This is a genomic window from Streptomyces flavofungini, assembly GCF_014650815.1.
Lineage (GTDB): Bacteria > Actinomycetota > Actinomycetes > Streptomycetales > Streptomycetaceae > Streptomyces > Streptomyces flavofungini.
Window position 1 is genome coordinate 1 of record NZ_BMVR01000007.1, and the last position, 20,904, is coordinate 20,904.

The following is a 20,904-nucleotide window of genomic DNA, read 5'->3' on the forward strand; positions in this document are numbered from 1 at the left end:
GGGCGGGTTATGGGGATGTGGTGCCGTGGTGGTTCCGGTTGGTGAATGAGCCGTTGGTGGATGAGTTGGTGGGGTTGTGCCGGTGGTGGGAGCCGGAGTTGGTGGTGTGGGAGCCGGGGACGTTCGCGGGTGGGGTGGCTGCGCGGGTGTGTGGGGCCGCGCATGGGCGGTTGACGTGGGGGGTGGATTTCTTCGGGCGGGTGCGGGAGCAGTTCGTGCGTCTGCTGAGTGAGGCGGGGGAGTCGGTGGGTGGGGCGGGGGATCCGCTGGGTGCGTGGCTGACGGTGATGGCGGGGCGGTACGGGGTCGCCTTCGACGAGGAGTTGACGACCGGTCAGTTCACGGTGGACCAGCTGCCCGAGGCGTTCCGCCTGGAGACCGGCATCGCCTGTCTGCCGATGCGGTACGGCGTCTACAACGGGGTGTCGGTGGTGCCGAGGTGGTTGTGGGAGGCGCCGGTGCGGCCTCGGGTGGGGTTCACGCTGGGGTTGAGTGCGGTGGAGCGTCTTGCCGGGTACTCGGTGTCGGTGGTGGAGATCCTCAAGGCCCTGGCCGGGCTCGAGGTGGAGGTGGTGGCCGCGCTGCCGGGTGCCGCCGGTATCCGTGAGCAGCTGGGTGCGGTGGGGGATCGGGTGCGGGTGGAGGAGTTCGTGCCGCTGGCGGCGCTTGCTCCTACGTGTGCGGTGATGGTTCATCACGGCGGGTTCGGGACCATCGGGACGACCTCGCTGCACGCCGTCCCCCAACTCGCCATCGCCGAGGAGATCGACGCCCCGATCCTGGCCAGGGGCCTGGCCGCGTACGGAGCCGGGGTGGACCTGCCCGTGGCGGAGGCGACGGGCGAACGCGTCGCGCACGAAGTCGGGCGGCTGCTCACGGAATCCTCCTTCGCCGATGGGGCACGGCGGCTGCGGGCCGACATGCGGGCCATGCCGAGCGCCGCCGACGTCGTCCCCGAACTCGTCCGGATCGCCGAACGGCACCGGGGCCGCTGAGCGCCGGACGCACGGGACGAGATCGGGGCCACGCGTGCGGACCGGCGGACGGGCGGCTGGAACGGGCGGAACGGGCGGAACGACGGGAGTGAGTGGGGGGTCCCTGGGCTCAGGGACCCCCCACCGCCGGCTCAGTCGGCCCGGCTGGCGGCCGCGGTGGACTGCCGCTGCGGCCCTCTCGCTCTCATCGCCTCGTCAGCGGGTCAGCAGTTCACGCTGCCCGTGCTGCCGAGCAGCTCGTCGTCGAGGGTCGACGTCTCCAGCTCCTGAAGCTCCAGAACGTTCATGCGGTGTCACCTCCTCCCAAACGCTCGCTGCGGGACCGGCGGCGGTCGGCCGCCGAAGTCGGTGGTGCGACGCGGTCGGCGGTCTCCGTGGACCGCCGCTGCGGTTCTCGCGCTCTCGTCGTGCCGTGACAGCGGGTCAGCAACCCACGCTGCCGGTGCTGCCGAGCAGCTCGTCGTCGAGGGTCGACGTCTCCAGCTCCTGAAGCTCCAGAACGTTCATGCGGTGTCACCTCCAACCGACTGTTCGCAGGGAAACCGGCGGCGGTCGGCCGCCGGGAGTCCGTGGTCCGCCGCCGGTGGCGGGTGCCCGGCGCGGTGCAGGAACGGCAGCGGGGGCGGCCCACCGTCCGTGACGTACGACAAGGCCGTGAGGACGCCCGCGGTGCCCGTCGCCAGGTCCATGGACAGGCGCAGGCCGCTGTGGCCGGGGAACGCGACATGGCCGTGGTGGGCGAGGGCGTGCCAGTGGAGGCTGCCCAAGTGCTCGGCCACCGGGTCGACGGCGGCCTGCTCGCCCTCGGGACCGGCGATGGCCTGCCCGCCCTCGGGACCGGCGGCGACCGGCAGGTGCCCGCGCAGCGTGTGCGCCGCCGCGAGGAGCCCGGCCCGCCCGTTGAAGAGCTGGCTCTCGACCGTGAGCGGCGAGCGCGCGGCGAGCGCCAGCGCGGGCAGCGCCTCGGTGACGCGCGCGTCGTCCGCGTGGTCGGCCAGCAGGTCGGCGACGAGGCCGATGCCGACCGAACCGGTCTCCAGGTACGGCAGGGAGCGGAAGCCGCCGTCGACGTGCAGGACGCCTTCCTTCCGCGCGACGCACAGGTCCAGGTCCCGGTGCACGGCGCGCACCGCGTGCCGCACGTACGCGTCCTCGCCCGTGGCCTCGTACATCCGCAGCAGGAACAGGCCGACCCCGGACCAGCCGTGCAGCAGCCCGCCGTGGGTGCCGGGCTCGCCGCGGGCGCGGTCGATGCCGTGCGGACGGCCGTCGTCCAGCGCACCGACGGCACGCGCGGCCAGCTCCCGGGCCTCCTTGAGCCAGGCGTGCCCCGGGTCGCCCCCGGCGAGGTGCAGCAGGTTCAGGCCGACGCCCGCGAGGCCGCCGTACAGGCTGACGTCGGTCATCTCCTCGACGCCGGGACGGACGCGGTCGATCAGCTCGTGGGCGGCGGCGTGGTGGCCGAGGTGGTCCAGGACGTGCGCGACGCCGTGCGCGCCGTCGTGGAAGCCGGGTCGGACGTGGTCGGCGCGGGCCGCGCGCAGGAGCCAGTCCTCGTACACGGGTTCGCGTTCGCCGCCCGCCACGGACAGGGCCCACAGGACGCCCGCGGCGCCGTGCGCGAAGCCGCCGGGGGCCTCGTTGAACTGGCGCGGGTCGCCGGGGAAGAGCCGGTCGTCGCGGTCGGGTGTCGCCGAGGTGTGGAGGGCGCGGGCCATGGAGGCGCGTACGGCTGCCCAGTCGACGGGGGCGGTGTCGAGGGGGACGTCGGGGAGGGCTGCGACCGGGGGCGGGACGGTGGAGCGCTTCGGCGGTCCTGGGGGGTCCGCCTGGCCGCCGGGGTGCTCAGCCTGCTGCGGCCGCTCACCGGCCTGCTGTGGCCGTGCCTCGGGCGCCTCCGCCAGTGCCGCCGCGACCGTCGTCGTGAAGTCCTCCGGCAGACCGAACCGCCGTGCCGCCACGGCCGCGAGCCGCGCCCCGTTCTCCGGGCAGATGCCGAGCGACGTCACGAGCGGCAGGAACAGCCACAGCCGCAGTACCGCCAGGGCGTGTTCGTCGACCGCGGGGCCGGTCTTGCGACGGGCGGCGAAGCCGGGGTAGCCGAGGGTGGGACGGGTGTCCTCGGAGGCCGGGAAGGCCATCTCGAAGTCGACGAGCCGCACCTTCGGCGCCGCGACGTCGGACGCCGCGGCCTCGTCCGGCGGCCCTTCCGTGCCCGGCGCCGCCGGCCGGCCGGTCGCCACTTCCGCGCCGGGACCGAACGCGTCCTCAGCCACCAGCACATTCCCAGGATGCAGATCCCCGAACACGATCCCCTCGGCGTGCACACGCCGGACGAGCGCCGCCACCTCGGCGTGCAGGGCCTCCGCCCGCCCGGCGTAGTCACGCAGGCCTTCGGGCGTGCACGCGCTCCAGTTGACGAGCGGGTGGTGCCGCACCATCCAGCGCTGCAGCGGGATGCCGTCCAGATGCTCCATCGCGAGCATGGAGTGGCCCCCGAAGTCGAAGAGCTCGTACGCCCTCGGCACGCCGGGGACGTCGGCGAGCCGGTCCAGGACGTGCTTCTCGTGGGCCAGGCGCGCGGTGGCGTCGAGGCCCGCGCCGTCGCGGCCGGTGTGCGGCCGGGCCTCCTTGAGGACCACGGGGCTGCCGTCGTCGCGGCGTACGGCGGCGTACACGCCACCGGCGTTGGAGAAGTGCAGGGCCTCCTTGACCCGGTAGCCGAAGTCGCCGCTCGGGGCGGTACGCCGCTCGATGTGCGGCCGGAGAACGTCGGGGACCGGCACGCCCTCGGGCAGCGTGAACGCGGGCCGCCTGCGGTCGGGCACGAGGCGTCCGTCGGCATCGGTGAGGGCGAGCACGAGTGCGCCGTCGTCCGTCCAGCACCAGCGTTCACGGAAGGCGCCGTACCGGAAGTGCACGGGGCCCTCGCCCCAGCGGCAGTCGGTGAGGATGTACGGCCCATCGCTGCCCGCGAGGCGTTCGTCCAACTCGCGTGCGCAGTGGGCGAACTCCGCCTCGTCGCGCGGGTAGACCGCGATGAACTTGCCGCCGGCCGGGCGCGGCGCGTACTTGGAGTTCATGGCGTTCAGCAGGGACCGGCTGCGCAGGTGCTTGAAGGGCACGCGGGCCCGCAGGCAGTGCTCGGCGACGATCTCCAGGACGCGCTCGGCGTTGTCGTACGTCGCGGAGACGTGGATCTTCCAGCCCTGGTCCGCGGCGCCCGGCAGCTCGGGCTGGTACATGTCCCAGACGCGGGCGGCCCGGTGCCGCCAGCCGTCGGGCAGCGGGGCGAACCGCGGTGGCACCAAGTGCTCCGCGGCGGCGGACCGCGCCGGGGTCTCGAAGAACACCGGGTCCACCAGGGTGTAGATCGACCAGTCCACGGACACGAGGCACCTCCAGCGGAATTCCTGGAACGGGTCGGCCGTGCGTTTGACGGCCGTCGCAGTGATCGCCTCGTGGAGGTTTCGATCAGTAGGGGGAGTTCGGAGAAACGGGTGCGGGGGAGGGGCTGGGGAGTGTTCTTAGCGGTTACTGGGCGAAGGGGGTCAATGCGGTGTCCTGGCCCCGCCGGAGATATTCCGTGAGCGTCCGCCGCGCGGCCGCCTTCGGTTCACTGCCCGTGTCGAACCAGGCGTCCTGGCCGGGCTTCTTCTCCCATTCCCCGCGGATGAACAGGGCTTCGTATTCATGGCGCAACATGGACCACATCGCCACGTCGTGATATTCGCCCTTGAAGAACTTGCGTTCCCTGAGGACTCCTTCGAGGACGAAGAACCGGGTGCGCATCACCATCTGCAGCATCGGCCCGTTGAACAGGCCCACCCAGAACTGGAGCCGGTGCGCGCCCAGGTCCTCGAAAAGGTGCTCCACGACGAGGCCGAAGCCCTCGGCGCCATAGCCCCGCGACCACAGGTCGCTGCTTCCGATGGCGCCGCTGATCTCGAACGTCGTGTCCCGTTCGCCGCCGACGCGATGGAACTTCACCATGCCCACGCGCTCGCCGTCCAGGGACCGCAGCGTGCAGAAGCGTGCGCCCGACGCGGCGTCGGCCCGCAGCACGTCCACCGTGACCCGCTCGGACACATCGCCGGTCAGGGCGGCGACGTCCCCGTCGGGGCTGAGCCATTTCGCGAATTGGCCGTAGTCCGCGGCGGTCGCATATCCGAGCTCGACGCGGCGTCCGACGCGAATGGCCCCGCTGGTCTTCGGCGTCTCGATGGTCATGAACTCCTGCTTTCCCGGTGAGTGCGGCCATGGTTGCCCCGGGCGGGACGAGCGTCAACCATTCCCGCTGATTCCGCTTCAATCACCGCCGGTACCAGCGCAGTTCATGTGCGGTAGTTCTGTATTCCGTCTCGCCGGCGGGACACACCGGTGCCACACTGCTGTCGATTCTCCGCCCGGAAGCGACGAGGGGGACGCACGTGCTCGCACATTCCCGCGACCTGTATCTGGACCTCATGAAGAAGGTCGTCACCAACACCATCTACCAGGACAACGCGCACGGCTGGGTGCGGAACAAGGATTTCGACGCCGGCCTTCCGAGCATCCAATACAGCGACGAACTCCGCGCCGGCGGCCGGGACATCCCACGCGTCGCGCACACGATGATCGGCGGCAAACGCCTCGACAATCTGCACGCGTGCGTCGAGCAGGTCCTCTCCGACGACATTCCCGGAGACCTCATCGAGACGGGGGTCTGGCGGGGCGGCGCCACGATCTTCATGCGCGCGGTGCTCAAGGCGTACGACATCAAGGACCGCACGGTGTGGGTCGCCGACTCCTTCGAGGGCATCCCCAAGGGCGACCCCGTGCGGTACCCGGGCGACGACCTCGCGCCGCTGTACCGCTTCAACGACGTCTTCGGCGTGTCCCGGACGATCGTGGAGGGCAACTTCCGCCGCTACGGACTCCTCGACGACCAGGTGCGGTTCCTGCCCGGCTACTTCCGTGACACCCTGCCCACCGCCCCCGTGGAGAGCCTGGCCGTGCTGCGCATGGACGGCGACCTGTTCGAGTCGACCATGGACGCGCTGGTGCACCTCTACCCCAAGCTGTCCGTCGGCGGCTATGTGATCGTCGACGACTACCGTGCGCTGCCCCCGTGCCGGGTCGCCGTTTACCAGTACCGAAAGGAGCACGGCATCACCGAGCCCATCGAGGAGATCGACGGGGTCGGCGTCTTCTGGCGGCGTACGCGGTGACGAGGGCTCGTCGGTGTACGCGCTGACATACGCACTGACAACGGGCGGTCGGGGTCAGGTCGCGTAGGCCCCCGCCGCGTACCGCTGCCGGCACAGGCCGCGCTGGATCTTGCCGCTGGTGGTGCGCGGCAGGGTCCCGCTGCGGACCACCACCGCGTCGTGGACCGCGAGCCCGTGCTGGCGGCTCACCGTCTGCCGGATGCGCTCGGTGAGGGCCTCGCGGTCGGGCGCGGGCAGGGCCGTCATCGCCGCGTCGGCCTCCATCAGGACGATGAGCCGCTCCGTCGGGTCGCCCTCGACGCCGATCGCCGTCGCCGCGACCGGCGCCACCGACTCGACGGTGGCCTCGATGTCCTCCGGGTAGTGGTTGCGGCCCCGGACGATGATGACATCGTCCATGCGGCCGACCACATAAAGGCCGCCGTCGTGCCGGAAGCCCCAGTCGCCGGTCCGCAGCCACCCGTCGGCGTACACCTGTGCCGTGCGCTCCGGCGCCCGCCAGTAGCCGTCGGTGCGGTTGGGGCCGCCCACCCAGATCTCGCCGACCCGGCCCGCGGTCTCCGCGCCCGTCACCGGGTCCGCGATCCGCAGCCGCACCCCGGGAACCGGCGTGCCGTTGCTCACCAGGTGCACCGAGTCCGGGCCGCCCGGCACCGGCCGCACCTCGCCCGCGGTGAGCGCGGCACGGTCGAAGTGGCCGCCGACCGCGCCGGAGCCGTTGGGCGTCATCGTCACGGACAGCGTCGCCTCCGCGAGGCCGTAGCACGGCACCGGCGACCGGTGGTCGAGGCCCGCGTCGGCGAAGGCCGCCACGAACGCCGCCACCGACCGCGCGTGCACGGGCTCCCCGCCGATGGCCAGCGCACGCAGGTGGCTGAGGTCGAGGGCCGCCACCTCCTCGGCGGTGACGCGCCGGACGCAGTGGGTGAGGCCGAAGTTGGGCGTGACCGTCCAGTCGGCGCGGTAGTCCGACAGGGCGCGCAGCCAGCGGTAGGGGCGGTGCAGGAACCCCATCGGGCTCAGGTGCACCATGTGCATTCCGGCGCTGAGGGGACTCGCGATCGCGCAGACGAGCCCCATGTCGTGGAAGAGCGGCACCCAGGACACGGCCGTCGTCGCGGGCATGAAGCGCGAACGCATCTGGTACGCCGCCACCGACAGGTTCGCGTGCGTGACCCGCACCCCCGCGGGCGCCCCGGTGGAGCCCGACGTGTACTGCAAGTACGCCACGTCGTCCGGCGCCGCGGGCGGGCGCCGCCACTTCGCCGCCCGGTGCGGCGGCACCTCGTCGACGTGCAGCACGGGCCCGTGCCGCCACCCCGTGCTGCTCAGCGCGTTGCGCACCGCCGGGCGCACCCGCGACGTCGTCAGGACGCAGCCCGGGGTGCTGTCCCGCAGCACCGAACGCAGCCGCGTCTGACTGCGGAACAGCTCCGGCGCGTACAGCGGCACCGCGATGACACCCGCGTACAGACAGCCGAGGAAGGCGACCACATAGTGCTCGTCGTGCGGGCACAGGATCGCCACGCGGGCCCCGGGCGGACACGCCGACTGGAGCTCGGCCGCGACGGCCCGGGCCCGCTCGTCCAGTTCCCGGTACGTCAGCGTGACGACCGTGTCCGCGCGCCGGGCCTCGCCCCGCACCCGGCGGTCGCCGAGCACGGTCACGGCGGGCGCGTCGCCGCGCTCGGCCGCGAGGCGGCGCACCGTGTCGGCCAGGTACTCCAGGGCGACCGGCTCGGGCCCGAGCGCCGACAGCGTGAAGCCGGTGGCCGGCCTGGGCGCGGTACGCGGTGCGTCGATGCTCATGGGCGCTCTCCCAGGGTGTCGCCGATGCGGGCGGCGGACGCTTCGAGCTCGCTGACCGGCAGCAGCATCTGCGTCGCGGCGAGTTCGCGGTACAGCGCGTCCTCGCTCAGCAGCTCCTCGTGGGTGCCGACGGCGCGGATGCGGCCGCCGTCCATCACGACGATCCGGTCGGCCGTGCTGACGGTGGACAGGCGGTGCGCGACCACCACGACCGTGGTCTGCGCCGTGATGCCGGTGATGACCTCCCGCAGGGCGTTCTCGTTGCGGGCGTCGAGCTGCGAGGTCACCTCGTCGAGCAGCAGCAGCCGTGGCCGGCGCAGCAGCGCGCGGGCCACGGCGACCCGCTGCCGCTCACCGCCGGACAGCTTGGTGCCGCGGTGGCCGACCTCGGTGTCGAGGCCGTGCGGGAGCCGGTCGACGAGCTCGCCGAGGCGGGCCTGGTCGACGACGCGGCGCAGCTCCTCCTCGGTGGCGTACGGCATGCCGATGCACAGGTTGTCGCGAATGGTCCCGGCGAGGACGGGGGCGTCCTGCTCGACGTAGCCGATGGCGGCGCGCAGTTCGCCCAGGTCCAGTTCGTGGATGTCCCGGCCGTCCATGCGCACGGTGCCGCTCTGTGGCTCGTAGAACCGCTCGATCAAGGAGAACACCGTGGACTTGCCCGCGCCGGAGGGGCCCACGAAGGCGGTCATCCCGGCGGCGGGGATGTCGAAGCTGATGCCGTGGTGCACCACGGGCCCGTCGCCGGGATAGCGGAAGACGACGTCCTGGAACGTCAGCGACGCGGGCGCCGCCGCCCGGTCCGACAGCACCGGGGCCGGGCGCACCGGGCTCTCCGGCTCGGTGCGCAGCCGCAGCAGCTCGCTGACGCGGGACATCGCGGCGGCCACCACGTTGAACCGGATCATCGCGGTGACCAGCGCGCCCAGCGGCGGCACGAGGTAGAAGAGGTAGAGCAGGAACGCGATCAGACTGCCCAGGCTCATCGCGCCGGACGCCACCCGGGCGCCGCCGACACCGAGGACGGCGAGGAACGCCACCTGGATCGTCACGGTGATGAAGGCGCCGACCAGCGAGTCGAGCCGGGCCACCTTCAGGCTGTGCCGCCAGGCCCGGCGCGCGCCGCGCTCGGCGATCTCGGCCTCGCTGTTCTCCGCGCCGGACGCCTTGATGGTGCGGAAGGTGCCGAGCGCCCGCTCCAGGGCGGTGCTCAGCTCGGCCACGCCCTCCTGGGCGCGGCGCGCGGCGCTCTCCAGCTGCGGCAGGCCGGTGGCGACGAGGATGCCGCCGAGCAGCACCACGGCCAGCGTGGTCAGCAGCAGCACCCAGTCCATCAGGCCCATCAGGACGAGGATCGCGACGAGCATCACCGAGCCGTTGACAGTCTCCACGATCGCGGTGGTGACGGCGCTGCGCATCAGTGTGGTGTCGGCGGTGGCCCGCGACATCAGGTCGCCCGGCGGGATCTTGTCCGTCTCGGACACCCGCAGCCACAGCACCCGGCGGATCACCTCGCGGCGCGTGCTGAGGACGACCGTCTCGGAGACCCGCATCAGGATGAACGTGCCGATCGCGCCGACCACCGCCGACACCAGCACGAGAGCCGTCAGCGCGATCAGCGCCGACATGACGGGGGAGCGCGACTCCAGGTTCTCCACCACGGACTTGGCGATCACGGGCTGGATCAGGCCCGAGAAGCCGCCGAGCAGCGACAGGCCGCCGCCGAGGAGGATGCGCCTGCGCTGCGGCCGCAGATAGCGGAGCATGTCCCGCCAGGCGTCGGCGCGCAGAATGGCCGGACGGCCGGACTCCGCCCGCTCCTCGGGCTGTCGGGTGTCCGGCGGGTCCTGCTGCCGCGCGGTGTCAGGTGCCGTACCCAGCATCTGCGCTCTCCTCCTCGCGTTCGATGAGCTCGGTGGCGAGGCGCGCGAGGACGTCGCGGGCCCCGCGCACCTCGGACGCCAGCGGCCGGTCGGCCGCCAACGCGGGGGAGACACGGGCCAGGTCGGCCCACACGCCGGGGGAGTCGCCGGGCTGCCCGGTGGGCGCGGTGAGCGCCGCGTACTGCGTCACCGCGACCGCGAGCGAGCCCACGACCAGCCACGCCTGTTCGACGGCGTCGCTCACGGCGTTCGCGCCGTTGAGGGCCATCGGCACGTGGTCCTGGTTGAGGCCGTTGCTGGGCAGCGCCGTCAGGCCCGCCGGGTAGACGAGCTGGCGGATGCGGGCGACGAACGAGGTCGCGCTGAGCTGCACCCCGGCGAGACCGCTGCCGCGGCCGGGCATCGGGGTGAGCATGGGCGGCCTGCCGCCGTTGGTCTCCGGCAGGCACAGCAGGGCGAGTTGGCGCTCGGCGAGGAACGCGATCTGCTGCAGGCACAGGCCGATCTGGTCGGAGGCGAGGCCCACCGGCATCGCGTGGAAGTTGCCCGCGTGCAGGAACTCGCCCTCGTAGAAGACCGGGTTGTCCGTACAGCCCACCGCCTCCCGGACCAGGATGTCCTCAAGAACGGACAGTTGGTCGACGACCGCGCCGATCACCTGCGGCGCGCAGCGCAGGCTGTACGGCTCCTGCAGCGGGCGTGCCGGATCGCGGCGGTGGTCCGGCGGCAGGTCCTCCCTGATCCACCGGGCGGCGACCAACTGCCCCGCCTGGCCGCGGGCATGACCCACTCCGGGGTGGTACGCCTGCGGGCTCGCGCCGAGCAGCGTCACCGCGCGCGCGGTGAGCGCCGCGACCGCGCGGGCCAGGCGCAGCACCTCCCGGTGGTTGAGCAGCGTGACGGCCAGGCTCACGCTGGTGCCGTTGACGAAGGACAGGGCCTGCCGGGCCCGCCACGTCACCGGGCGCGCGCCGAGCGCGGCCAGGGCCTCCGTGGACGGCCGCACCCGCCAGTTCCCCGCGCTGTCGCGCAGCCACGCCTCGCCCTCCCCGGCCAGGGCGAGCGCCGCGTGCGCGAGGGGCTGCAGGTCGCCGCTCGCGCTGACCGTGCCGTCGCGAGGGATCACCGGAGTGAAGCCCCGGTTCCACAACTCGGCCACCCGGTCCCAGAATTCGGGCGACACGGCCGAGTGGCCGAGCCGCATGCTGTTGAGCCGGATCCACACCACCAGACGGCAGACCTCCGGGGACAGCGGCCGCCCCTGGCCGCTGCCGAGGTGGGCGATGAGCCCGCTGCCCTGGTCGGTGTCCGACGCGGCGGCCGCGTACTCGACCAGCGGGCCGAACCCCTGCGTGACGCCGTACACCTGCTCCTGGTCGGCGAGGGCCCGGGCGAGCCGGTCGACACCGGCCCGCATGCGCTCCGCCTCCAGCGGGCTGCACGGGCGCACCCGGGCGTCGGGGCGGGCCTGGCGCACGATGTCCGCCAGGCGTTCCTTCGGCGACTCGACTACGTCTGTGATCATGTGGCGGCTCCTGCGTCAGCGGGTCGGGTGGGGCGGATCCGGCGCGGCAGGCCGGTCGGGGAGCGGTCGATGCGGTCGACGACGTGCACTTGGCGGGGCTGGACGGTGAGGTCGTGGCCCGCGATGAGCGCGCGCACGCGGGCCCGGTCGAGACGGCCGCCCGGCGGCGGCACGACGTACAACTCCAAGTGCTCGCCGCTGAGTTCGTCGGCGACGGGCAGGCAGGCGAGATCCGCGCAGTCGACGACGGCGCGCAGCGCGCGCTCCAGCGCGCCGAGGTCCACCCGGCGGCCGTTGATCTTCACGAGACCACCGCGCCGTCCAGTGAAACGGAACCGCCGTGTCCCGCAGGGCCGTACGAGGTCGTCGGTGCGCCAGGTGTCGAGGGGAGCGAGGCCGGGGCGGGCGGCGAGGCGGGGGCTGCGGACGGTCAGGGGGACGTCGGGGTCGGTGTCCGCGCGGTCGAGGGCGGGATGGGGGTGGGGGGCGCCGAGAGTGCCGGGGACGTGCCGCACGTCGGAGGCGTCGTGGATGCCGTGGATGCCGTGGGCGTCGTGGGCGTCCCGCGCGTCGGCGACGAACTCCACGTCGTCGAACAGGTCCCACGGCGGATCGTCCGGACCCCACTCCCGCCAGGCGATGCCGCCCGTCTCCGTGGACCCGAACACCTCCCGCACCGACACCCGCCCGGGGCCCGCGTCCCGGACGAAGTCCTGAGCGGTGGACGGCAGCATCGCGGTGCTGTGGAGCAGGGCGACGCGCTCGCGGGCCGCGATCCACGGGAGCTTGCGGCGCAGCGCCGAGAACGACCAGGGCACCGCGACCACCGCCCACCGGCCCGTGGGCGACGGCGGCATGGCACCGAAGAAGTGCGGGCGGTACCAGACGGGCAGCCCGAGTCTGGCCGGGACGAGCAGGGTCGCGAGCGCCCCGTACACGTGCCGGGGCGGCGCGAACGACAGGACGGCCTCGGGGCGTTCGGGCCGCAGCAGCGCGGCCAGCATGCCCGCCTCCTCCCAGAGCTGGTCGCGGGTGCGCCGCCAGCACTCGCTGGGGCCGGTCGTGCCGGACGTGTGGAAGTCCAGCGCCGGGGGCAGCGTCCGGCGGACCAGCTCCCCGGCGTCCTCGCCGAGCAGGTCCCAACGGACCAGCCAGGGGCGCTCGTTGACGCCGGGAGCGGCGGGGCCCGCGGCCAGGACTTCCTGCGGGGTCAGCTCGGGATGGCTCACCAGGTCACCTCGTGTCGTCACTGACTGTGTTCAACCCGTTCCCGTACCAGGTCCACGAGATCCTGCACCGTGGTGATCGTGGCCAGCTCCTCGTCGGGTATCTCATCGCCCGCCTGCCGCTGGAGCGTGAAAGCGATCTCCACCATGGAGAGGGAATCGATCCCGAGATCGTCCACCAAGGACTTACCGGGCTCCACCTCTTCGGTCGGAATTCCGGCTACTTCTTCCACCGCCTCGGCGACAAAACGAAGTGCGGCGCTCTGGTTCATGAGTGCGTCCATGGCTATCTCCTATTTCATCGAAGCGCGCACGGTCAATGCATGACTGTCCGGATCCCATTGAGAAATGCCGAGAAACGGTCTGTCGTGCCCGGTCAGAAGTGTCGCGGACGGAATATCGGCAGGTTGTTGTCCACTTGTGGTCCGGGGGCGTGCGCCGGTAAGTACGCGGATGTCCCGGGGGCTTGGCGGCGGCATCGGTACCCGTCCGCGCCGGTCCCGCCGCCGACCGTCCCGCCGGCGGGACGCCGTGCCGCGTCCCGGACCCGACCCTGCCCACCGCCCCGGAACCCGGCCCGCGACACCCGGTCGCGCACATCCGGAACGGCCAGCCGGCGCGCGGTCCCCGCCTCCCGGCCGACCACCCGCGTTGCGAAAAGCGCAGGCGCGCTCGGAGCCTCCGCATGACACGGCGACGCGCCGAAACCGCGGGGAATCAGACCGTGCCGGAAGGCGATCAACCGCATGTCCCGGTCCGGGTTCGCCGTCGGCCCATCCGGAACAACCGGCCATTCATTCCCCTGGACACCGCGCCGTGACCTGCCGCAGACTGCCGGAGTCTCGGGACGACTCGGGGCAGGTGAGAGTACAGCACGCTCACACGGAGGATGTCTTGCCAAGCAAGAGGCACGGGGGAATACCTCCCGGCGTGAGGCCGCTACCGCACTCGATTCCGACAGCGATTCCCAACCAGATTTCCAACCCGATTCCCAGAACTATTGCAGGAGGTCTTTCGAGAGACCATAATCCGCCGAACGTGCAGGAACGGAAATTCGGATCGCAGCTCCATGTGAACGCGTCCGTGGTGGCCCGGCGCACCTCGCTCGACCTGCCGGTCGACCTCCCGCTGGACCGCTGGCGGAGCCTCGGCGCGCACATCGCCGTCATCGCCGACTCGTCGAGCTGGTGGCTGGGGGACTGGCTCATCTACGGCCAGGCCCACTACCCCGACCGCTACAAGATCGCCCTCGCCGACACCTCCCTGAGCTACCAGACGCTGCGCAACTACGCCTGGGTCGCGGGCCGGTTCGGCGTGGCGCGGCGGCGCGGACGGCTCAGCTTCCAGCACCACGCCGAGGTGGCGGGCCTGGACGAGCGGGCCCAGGACCACTGGCTGGAACAGGCCGAACGGCACGGCTGGTCCCGCAACGAACTGCGCCGCCACATCAGGGAGAGCCTGCGCGCACCCGAACGCAGACCGGTGGGGGAGGCGGCACGGCCGGGTCCCGAGCTCGGGTCCGGGACCGCTTCCGGGTCCGGCGACACGCAGGCGGCCATCCGCTTCAAGATCACAACAGAGCGGCGCATCCGCTGGCAGAAGGCCGCGGCCAACCAGGGCCAGGCCCTCGCCGAGTGGATCGTCTCCGTACTCGACCGCTGCGCGCCCGCGACGGTGCGCCCCGCCACCGAGAGCTGTACCGCCGACCTCCCGCACCACCCGGTCCTCGCCGGGCGCGCGCTGGAGGAGTGCGGTGCCGCCCACGCGCGGTGCGGGCCGCTGGAGCCCGCGGCGCCGCAGCCGTAGCGCGACCAGCCGACCCCGAGCGAACCGAGGACCAGTGACCATGGGCATCAAGGTCTGGAACTACCTTGCGGAGTACGACGCCGAGCGCGCCGACATCCTCGACGCCGTCGACACCGTCTTCCGCTCCGGACAGCTGATCCTCGGTCAGCGCGTCGGGGCCTTCGAGCGGGCGTTCGCCGACTACCACGGCGTGCCGCACTGCGCCGGGGTCGACAACGGCACCAACGCCCTCGTACTGGGGCTGCGCGCGCTCGGGGTCGGCCGTGGCGACGAGGTGATCACCGTCGCCAACACGGCGGCGCCCACCGTGATCGCCATCGACGCCGTGGGCGCGAAACCCGTGTTCGTCGACGTGCACCCCGAGACGTACCTCATGGACGTGGACCGCATCCCGGACGTGATCACCGAACGCACCAGGTGCCTGCTGCCGGTGCACCTCTACGGCCAGTGTGTCGACCTGACGGCGCTGACCGGGCACGCGTCCGCGCACGGGCTCGCCGTCCTGGAGGACTGCGCCCAGGCCCACGGCGCGCGCCAACGCGGCCGGCTCGCGGGAACCACCGGGGACGCCGCCGCGTTCTCCTTCTACCCGACCAAGGTCCTCGGCGCGTACGGCGACGCCGGAGCCGTCATCACCTCGACGGCGGCCGTCGACGCCGCGCTGCGCAGACTGCGTTACTACGGCATGGAGGACCGTTACTACGTAGAGGCGACCCCCGGCCACAACAGCCGCCTCGACGAGGTGCACGCCGAGATCCTGCGCCGCAAGCTGACCCGCCTCGACGACTACCTGTCCGCCCGCCGCGCGATCGCCGCCCGGTACGCGGAAGGCCTCGCCGGCACCGGCCTCGTGCTGCCCGCCCTGGCCGACGGCAACGACCACGTGTACTACCTGTACGTCGTCCGCCACCCCCAGCGCGACCGGATCCTCGCCGAGCTGGCCGCGCGCGACATCACGCTCAACGTCAGCTACCGCTGGCCCGTGCACACGATGAAGGGCTTCGCCCACCTCGGCCACCGCCGGGGCGACCTGCCCGTCACCGAACGGGCCGCCGACGAGATCTTCTCGCTGCCCATGTACCCGACGCTGACCAAGTCCGAGCAGGACCTGGTCGTGGAGGCGCTGCGCGAGGTGCTCGCGGGTCTCTAGTGCCGCAGCGGGCTCGGACCAACGGCCATCCGTGGGAGGTGCCGTCATCGTCACATCACGTCAAGACGCTCCGGCCGCCGCGGCGGCGGACCCTGCGGTGGACCAGGAGGTGGCCCCGGAGTCCGCGACCGCCGCCCCGGACGCCGCGTTCGCCGCCTGGTGGGCCGAGCGCCGCAGCGCGGCCCGGCTGTCCGTCACCCCCGTCCCCTTCCGCGAACTGCCGCACTGGTCCTGCACGCGGGACGGCGACCTGGTCCACGACAGCGGCCGCTTCTTCACGGTCTCCGGCATGCGGGTGCGCGGTCCCGGAGACCCCGGGGACCCCGGAGGGCCGGGCACCTCCGGGCGCGACCAGCCGGTGATCGTGCAACCGGAGATCGGCGTCCTCGGCCTGCTCCTCAAGCACCTGGACGGCGAACCGCACGTGCTGCTCCAGGCCAAGGCCGAGCCGGGCAACATCGACGGCATCCAGCTCTCGCCCACCGTCCAGGCGACCCGCAGCAACTACACCCGCGTGCACCGGGGCGGCGCGACCCGTCACCTGGAACACTTCACGGGCCCCGGCCGCGGGCGAGTCCTCGTCGACTCCCTCCAGTCCGAACAGGGCGCGTGGTTCTGGCGCAAACACAACCGGAACATGGTCGTCGAGCCGGTCGGGGAGGTCGCCGAGCACCCCGACTTCCGCTGGATCGCGCTGCGGACGGTGCGGCGGCTGCTGGGCGTGGACCATCTGGTCAACATGGACACGCGGTCCGTACTGGGCTGTCTGCACCCCGAGCCCGCGCCCACCACGTCCACGCAGCCGGCGGCGGCCGCCGACCCGCCCCGCCTCCGCGCACTCACCAGCTGGCTCATCGACGCCAAACAGCACTGCCCCTGGTACGCCCGTCCGGTGCCGCTCGGGGACGTCGCAGGCTGGACGCGTACCGAGACGGAGATCGCCGACGACGCGGGGCGGTCGTTCCGCATCATCGCGGTCCGGGTGGAGGCGGGCACCCGCGAGGTACGGCAGTGGGCCCAGCCGCTGCTCGCGCCCCGCCGCCCCGGCCTCGCGGTGTTCCTGTGCCGCGGCACCGCCGGAGTGCGCCGGGTCCTGGTCCGGGCACGGACCGAGCCGGGCCTCGCCGACCTGGTCGAACTCGGCCCCACCGTCCAGTGGTCCGACGACACCGGGCCCGCCCTGCCGGAGGAGGCCGGTCCGTTCGACGGCGTGGCGCTGACCGCCGACCCGGCACGCGTACGGTTCGACGCGGAGCTGTCCGAGGAGGGCGGCCGCTTCTACCGGGCGGCGACGCGCTACCGGATCATCGAGGCAGACGACACCCTCGCCTCCTCGGATTCCCCACCACCCGCCGACTACCGTTGGTTGACGGTGCGTCAACTCCAGGCCCTGGCCGCGCGCGGCCACCATGTCAACGTCCAGGCGCGCAGCCTCCTGGCCTGCCTGGCGTCCCTGCCGTGAACCATCGCGCCTCACCCCCGTGGAACCTCGCGAACCCTGTGGAAGGGAAAGTTGCCGTGCGGACAAGCGAGTTGGGCGTACGCGGCGCGTACGCGTTCACTCCCACCGTCTTCCCCGACGAACGGGGCCTGTTCGTCGCCCCCTACCAGCGGCCCGCGTACACCCGTGCCGTCGGCGGCCCGCTGTTCCCGGTGGCGCAGACCGGGCACAGCCGGTCCCGGCGCGGGGTCGTCCGCGGCGTCCACTTCACCCGTACGCCGCCCGGCATGGCCACCTACGTCCACTGCGCCCGCGGCAGCGCGCTCGACCTGGTCGTCGACCTGCGCCTCGGCTCCCCGACGTTCGGCCGCTGGGACTGCCTGGTCCTGGACGCGGAGACGTTCCGTGCGGTGCACCTGCCGGTCGGCGTCGGTCACGCCTTCCAGGCCCTGGAGGACGACACGGTGATGGAGTACCTGCTGTCCGGCGGGTACGCGGCCGACGACGAGAAGGCGGTGTCGGTGGCCGACCCCGCCCTGGCGCTCCCCCTGCGCGAGGACCTGCCGCGCCTCCTGTCCCCTCGCGACCGGAGCGCGCCGACGCTGGCCGCGGCCGAACGGGCGGGTCTGCTGCCGGAGTACGAGACGTGTCTGCGCCTCGACGCCCGCCTGCGGGAGGCGGCGCTTGCGGGGGCGGGCGCGCGTGAGGGGGAGCGTCATGGGTGAGGCGGGGCCGGGGGGCGGGTCCGGAGTCACGGGCACCGGCACCTGCGGCGGGCTCGGCAGCTCCGGAGGACTCGGCACCTCCGGCGACACGGGCACCTCAGGCGGCACCGGCACCTCCGGGGGGCCCGCCCCCGACCCCCCGCCCGTCGGCGCCGCCCCGCCCCGCGTCGTCGTGCTCGGCGCCTCCGGCTTCCTCGGCTCCGCCGTCGCCGCGATGCTCGCCCGGCGGCACCTGCGCCTGCGTCTGGTGGCGCGCCGCCCCAGCGCGGTCCCGCCCGATGCGGTGGCCGACGTCGAGGTGCGGGCCGCCGATCTCACCGACACCGCGAGCCTGGCCGCCGCCGTCGGCGACGTCGACGCGATCGTGCACCTGGTGTGCCACCGGTCCGGCGCGCGAGCCTGGCGTACCGACGACGATCCGCTGGGGGAGTGGGTCAACGTCGGCATGGTGCACGCGCTCGTCGACCTCCTGCGCGCGGCTCCCGGAGCGCGGCGGCCTGCGTGTGTCTTCGCCGGGTCGGCCAGCCAGGTGGGCCTGACCGACCGGGACCGCGTCGACGGCACCGAGGAGGACCGTCCGGCCAGCGGCTACGACCGCCACAAGTCCCTCGCCGAACGGGCGCTCCTCGACGCCACCCGCGAGGGCGTACTGCACGCGGTGTCGCTGAGACTGCCGACCGTCTACGGCGAGAGCCGCACGCCGACCGCGGCCGACGGCGGCGTGGTGACCGCCATGGCCCGGCGCGCCCTGGCCGACGAGCCGCTGACGGTGTGGCGCGACGGCACCATCGGCCGGGACCTGCTGCACGTCGATGACGCGGCCCGCGCCCTCGTCACCGGACTCGACCGCGTCGGCGAACTCGCCGGGCGCCACTGGGTGGTGGGCACCGGCCGCATGACCACACTCGGCGACCTCTTCCGCACCGTTGCCCGCCTCACCGCCGACGCGACCGGCCGGCCCCCGGTCCCCGTCGTCACCGTCGAGCCCCCGGACCACGCGACCCCGGTCGACTTCCACAGCTTCACGGTCGACGCCGCCGCCTTCCACCGGGCCACCGGCTGGGAACCGAGGGTGCCGCTGCGGGCGGGGCTGGCGCGGACGGTGGGCGCGTTGGCGCGGGTCGGCGGGGTGGGCGTGCCGGACGCAGCGGGCGGGGCGGACCAGTCGGGAGGGGCGGGCGAGGTGGCCGCGAGCGGCAAGGCGGGCAGGCCGGATTGGACGATCGATTCCCCGAGGTGACGGGCTGGGTTCGCAGCGAACACTCAGCCCAGTTGCTCGGCCAGGCCGACGATGACGCCTTCCGGGCCGCGGACGTAGCAGAGCAGATAGCTGTCCTCGAACCGGGCGATCTCGCCGAGGAGTTCGGCGCCGTGCGGGCGCAGGCGGGCGAGGGTGTCCTTGAGGTCGTCGACGGCGAACATGACGCGGTGGGTGCCCAGGATGTTGTGCGGCCGGTTGCGCGGCCCGTCGCTGATCGCCGCGGGGCTGCGGTACTTCGCCAGTTCGAGGCGGCTGTGGCCGTCCGGGGTCCGGACCATCGCGATGTCGCAGCGGACGCCGTCGAGTCCGGTGCACTGGTCGGCGACGAGGCCCTCGACCTGCGTCCTGCCCTCCAGCTCCATCCCGAGTTCCACGAAGAACGCGACGGCGGCGTCCAGGTCCTCGACGACGATGCCGACGTTGTCCATCCGCTGAATCGCCATGCTGGTTTCTCCTTCATCCTCGTGCGGCCGGTGGTGGCCGCTGCTGCCCCTGGGACGGAGCCGGTCGCACGTTCTCGACATCCGCGGACGCGAAACTCCGAAAGAACTTCCGCCACCGTGACGCTTCCTCGGAACCGTCGTCCCCCACGCCGGGTCCCGCAGGACCTGGTCGAAGAGGGCCCGCAGCCACCGTAAGCGCAGGCGGGCGCAGACGCTCCCCTTGATCAACACGCGGACCGGGCACGGGTCCGGCCGTCACGAGGGGGAACTGCGGGCGTCACCGACCGCCAGGGTCGACGCCTGGTGCTCGACGAGATCACGGACGAGAACGGGCGTGCTGGCGCCGATGGGGCGCCCGCGGACGACCACGGCCGGTTCGTCGCCGCCCTCGGCGCCCCGTGCCTGCTGCCCTCCCTGCGCGGCGGGGCGTGGAACGCGCTCGCGATCCGAGCCGTGATCCGGCGCCTCGCCGCCTTCCCTTCCTGCCGGGAGATCCAGCTCTCGTACCACCCGGAGAACGCGCCCGCCGCGCGCCTCTGCGCCGAGCTCGGCTGCGCGCCCACCGGCGACTTCGAGGACGAGGAGGCCGTCGCCGCGCGGGGCGTCGCTTCGCCCATCGCGTGACCGGGCCGGTCACCACCAGCTGCCGGTGGTATCCGCCCAGGCGGACCCGGACGTCGTACGGAGTGGTGCGCGGCGCGCGCCCGGGCGCCGCCCCCTCAGTGCCCCATCCCCAGCCCCCCGTCCACCGGCACCACAGCCCCCGTGATGTACCCGGCGTCCGGCCCCGCGAGGAACGCGACCACCGTCGCCACCTCCGCCGGCGTGCCCACGCGGCCCAGTGGCACGGCCTCCGTCATGGCGGCGAGCCGGGCCTCGGGCAGGGACGCCGTCATGTCCGTGTCGATGAGACCGGCCGCGACGACGTTCACCGTGATGTTCCGCGGCGCCAGCTCGCGGGCGAGGGAGCGGCCGAAGCCGATGAGGCCCGCCTTGGAGGCGGCGTAGTTCGCCTGGCCCGCCGTGCCGAGCAGCGCGGAGACCGACGAGATGAGGACGACGCGGCCCCGGCGCGCGCTCATCATGGGGCGCACGGCGCGCTTGGCGACGCGGTAGGCGCCGCCGAGGTTGGTGTCGAGCACGGCGGCGAAGTCGTCCTCGGCCATCACCGCGAGCAGGCGGTCACGCGTGATGCCCGCGTTCGCGACGAGCACCTCCACCGCGCCCTGCTCCGCCTCGACCTCCTTGAACGCGCGGTCCACCTGCCCCGGGTCCGTCACGTCGCACCGCACCCCGAACAGCCCCGCGGGCGGCGGGCCCGACCGGAACGTGACGGCCACCCGGTCGCCGTCCCCGGCCAGCCGCCGGGCCACCGCGAGCCCGATCCCCCGGTTCCCGCCCGTCACCAGAACCGAACGCGTCATCGCTTC

17 protein-coding genes are annotated in these 20,904 nt (G+C 73.1%); 8 read left to right on the forward strand and 9 right to left on the reverse strand.

Annotation, left to right across the window (positions count from 1 at the left end; all coding sequences use genetic code 11):
- Positions 1 to 995, forward strand: a 995-nt coding sequence (locus tag IE274_RS19320; protein WP_229909654.1) for a nucleotide disphospho-sugar-binding domain-containing protein, incomplete at its 5' end; no start/stop codon positions are given.
- Positions 996 to 1,498: 503 nt separating this feature from the next.
- On the opposite strand, the gene IE274_RS19325 is transcribed toward IE274_RS19320, so the two are convergent.
- Together IE274_RS19325 and IE274_RS19330 are read right to left on the reverse strand one after the other, a co-directional pair.
- Positions 1,499 to 4,381 carry a class III lanthionine synthetase LanKC N-terminal domain-containing protein gene (locus IE274_RS19325; protein WP_190117084.1) on the reverse strand — a complete coding sequence of 961 codons (2,883 nt, stop codon included), beginning with the start codon at positions 4,379 to 4,381 and terminating at the stop codon, positions 1,499 to 1,501.
- Positions 4,382 to 4,529: 148 nt separating this feature from the next.
- Positions 4,530 to 5,225: a GNAT family N-acetyltransferase gene (locus IE274_RS19330; protein ID WP_190117085.1), complete on the reverse strand. Its 696-nt coding sequence runs from the start codon at positions 5,223 to 5,225 to the stop codon at positions 4,530 to 4,532.
- A gap of 200 nt (positions 5,226 to 5,425) precedes the next feature.
- Between IE274_RS19330 and IE274_RS19335 the strand changes: the two genes are divergently transcribed.
- Entirely contained in the window at positions 5,426 to 6,205 is a 780-nt protein-coding gene (locus IE274_RS19335; protein ID WP_229909655.1) for a TylF/MycF family methyltransferase, read from the forward strand.
- A gap of 54 nt (positions 6,206 to 6,259) precedes the next feature.
- On the opposite strand, the gene IE274_RS19340 is transcribed toward IE274_RS19335, so the two are convergent.
- From IE274_RS19340 to IE274_RS19360, 5 genes are read right to left on the reverse strand one after another with little or no spacing between them, the layout of a single operon-like run.
- The gene (locus IE274_RS19340) at positions 6,260 to 8,014 is read right to left on the reverse strand and encodes a fatty acyl-AMP ligase (protein ID WP_190117086.1); all 1,755 of its coding nucleotides are present in this window, start codon (positions 8,012 to 8,014) and stop codon (positions 6,260 to 6,262) included.
- Positions 8,011 to 9,897 carry an ABC transporter ATP-binding protein gene (locus IE274_RS19345; RefSeq protein ID WP_190117087.1) on the reverse strand — a complete coding sequence of 629 codons (1,887 nt, stop codon included), beginning with the start codon at positions 9,895 to 9,897 and terminating at the stop codon, positions 8,011 to 8,013. Before IE274_RS19345 ends, IE274_RS19340 begins: the two co-directional genes overlap by 4 nt.
- Positions 9,878 to 11,422: an aromatic amino acid ammonia-lyase gene (locus tag IE274_RS19350; protein ID WP_190117088.1), complete on the reverse strand. Its 1,545-nt coding sequence runs from the start codon at positions 11,420 to 11,422 to the stop codon at positions 9,878 to 9,880. The genes IE274_RS19345 and IE274_RS19350 overlap by 20 nt, the downstream gene beginning before the upstream one ends.
- The gene (locus IE274_RS19355) at positions 11,419 to 12,651 is read right to left on the reverse strand and encodes a class I adenylate-forming enzyme family protein (RefSeq protein WP_190117089.1); all 1,233 of its coding nucleotides are present in this window, start codon (positions 12,649 to 12,651) and stop codon (positions 11,419 to 11,421) included. The genes IE274_RS19350 and IE274_RS19355 overlap by 4 nt, the downstream gene beginning before the upstream one ends.
- 17 nt (positions 12,652 to 12,668) lie before the next feature.
- On the reverse strand, positions 12,669 to 12,932 hold the full coding sequence (locus IE274_RS19360; protein WP_198898037.1) for an acyl carrier protein: 264 nt from the start codon (positions 12,930 to 12,932) through the stop codon (positions 12,669 to 12,671).
- Between the two features lie 754 nt (positions 12,933 to 13,686).
- Here IE274_RS19360 and IE274_RS39525 point away from each other — a divergent pair.
- The 5 genes from IE274_RS39525 to IE274_RS19385 all read left to right on the forward strand — a co-directional run bounded on the left by IE274_RS39525 (position 13,687) and on the right by IE274_RS19385 (position 19,010).
- On the forward strand, positions 13,687 to 14,454 hold the full coding sequence (locus tag IE274_RS39525) for an LmbU family transcriptional regulator (protein WP_229909656.1): 768 nt from the start codon (positions 13,687 to 13,689) through the stop codon (positions 14,452 to 14,454).
- Between the two features lie 40 nt (positions 14,455 to 14,494).
- On the forward strand, positions 14,495 to 15,604 hold the full coding sequence (locus IE274_RS19370) for a DegT/DnrJ/EryC1/StrS family aminotransferase (RefSeq protein WP_190117091.1): 1,110 nt from the start codon (positions 14,495 to 14,497) through the stop codon (positions 15,602 to 15,604).
- 97 nt (positions 15,605 to 15,701) lie between these two features.
- Complete coding sequence (locus IE274_RS19375; RefSeq protein WP_190117092.1) at positions 15,702 to 17,066, forward strand: NDP-hexose 2,3-dehydratase family protein; 1,365 nt, start codon at positions 15,702 to 15,704, stop codon at positions 17,064 to 17,066.
- Between the two features lie 56 nt (positions 17,067 to 17,122).
- Entirely contained in the window at positions 17,123 to 17,770 is a 648-nt protein-coding gene (locus IE274_RS19380) for a dTDP-4-dehydrorhamnose 3,5-epimerase family protein (RefSeq protein WP_190117093.1), read from the forward strand.
- Entirely contained in the window at positions 17,763 to 19,010 is a 1,248-nt protein-coding gene (locus tag IE274_RS19385; RefSeq protein WP_190117094.1) for an NAD-dependent epimerase/dehydratase family protein, read from the forward strand. The genes IE274_RS19380 and IE274_RS19385 overlap by 8 nt, the downstream gene beginning before the upstream one ends.
- Positions 19,011 to 19,033: 23 nt before the next feature.
- Here the strand turns inward: IE274_RS19385 and IE274_RS19390 are convergent, their stop codons facing one another.
- On the reverse strand, positions 19,034 to 19,474 hold the full coding sequence (locus IE274_RS19390; RefSeq protein WP_190117095.1) for a VOC family protein: 441 nt from the start codon (positions 19,472 to 19,474) through the stop codon (positions 19,034 to 19,036).
- Positions 19,475 to 19,777: 303 nt separating this feature from the next.
- Here IE274_RS19390 and IE274_RS19395 point away from each other — a divergent pair, with 303 nt between their 5' ends.
- Positions 19,778 to 20,098: a GNAT family N-acetyltransferase gene (locus IE274_RS19395; RefSeq protein WP_229909657.1), complete on the forward strand. Its 321-nt coding sequence runs from the start codon at positions 19,778 to 19,780 to the stop codon at positions 20,096 to 20,098.
- Between the two features lie 95 nt (positions 20,099 to 20,193).
- On the opposite strand, the gene fabG is transcribed toward IE274_RS19395, so the two are convergent.
- The gene (gene fabG / locus IE274_RS19400) at positions 20,194 to 20,898 is read right to left on the reverse strand and encodes a 3-oxoacyl-ACP reductase FabG (protein WP_190117096.1); all 705 of its coding nucleotides are present in this window, start codon (positions 20,896 to 20,898) and stop codon (positions 20,194 to 20,196) included.
- Positions 20,899 to 20,904 lie beyond the last annotated feature (6 nt).

What these genes read in the sequence shown, in the direction of transcription:
- IE274_RS19345 (WP_190117087.1), bottom strand. Translation starts at nt 9,897, where the DNA reads ATGCTGGGTACGGCACCTGACACCGCGCGGCAGCAGGACCCGCCGGAC.
- IE274_RS19360 (WP_198898037.1), bottom strand. Translation starts at nt 12,932, where the DNA reads ATGGACGCACTCATGAACCAGAGCGCCGCACTTCGTTTTGTCGCCGAG.
- fabG (WP_190117096.1), bottom strand. Translation starts at nt 20,898, where the DNA reads ATGACGCGTTCGGTTCTGGTGACGGGCGGGAACCGGGGGATCGGGCTC.
- IE274_RS19385 (WP_190117094.1), top strand. Translation starts at nt 17,763, where the DNA reads ATGGGTGAGGCGGGGCCGGGGGGCGGGTCCGGAGTCACGGGCACCGGC.
- IE274_RS19330 (WP_190117085.1), bottom strand. Translation starts at nt 5,225, where the DNA reads ATGACCATCGAGACGCCGAAGACCAGCGGGGCCATTCGCGTCGGACGC.
- IE274_RS19340 (WP_190117086.1), bottom strand. Translation starts at nt 8,014, where the DNA reads ATGAGCATCGACGCACCGCGTACCGCGCCCAGGCCGGCCACCGGCTTC.
- IE274_RS19370 (WP_190117091.1), top strand. Translation starts at nt 14,495, where the DNA reads ATGGGCATCAAGGTCTGGAACTACCTTGCGGAGTACGACGCCGAGCGC.
- IE274_RS19350 (WP_190117088.1), bottom strand. Translation starts at nt 11,422, where the DNA reads ATGATCACAGACGTAGTCGAGTCGCCGAAGGAACGCCTGGCGGACATC.
- IE274_RS19390 (WP_190117095.1), bottom strand. Translation starts at nt 19,474, where the DNA reads ATGGCGATTCAGCGGATGGACAACGTCGGCATCGTCGTCGAGGACCTG.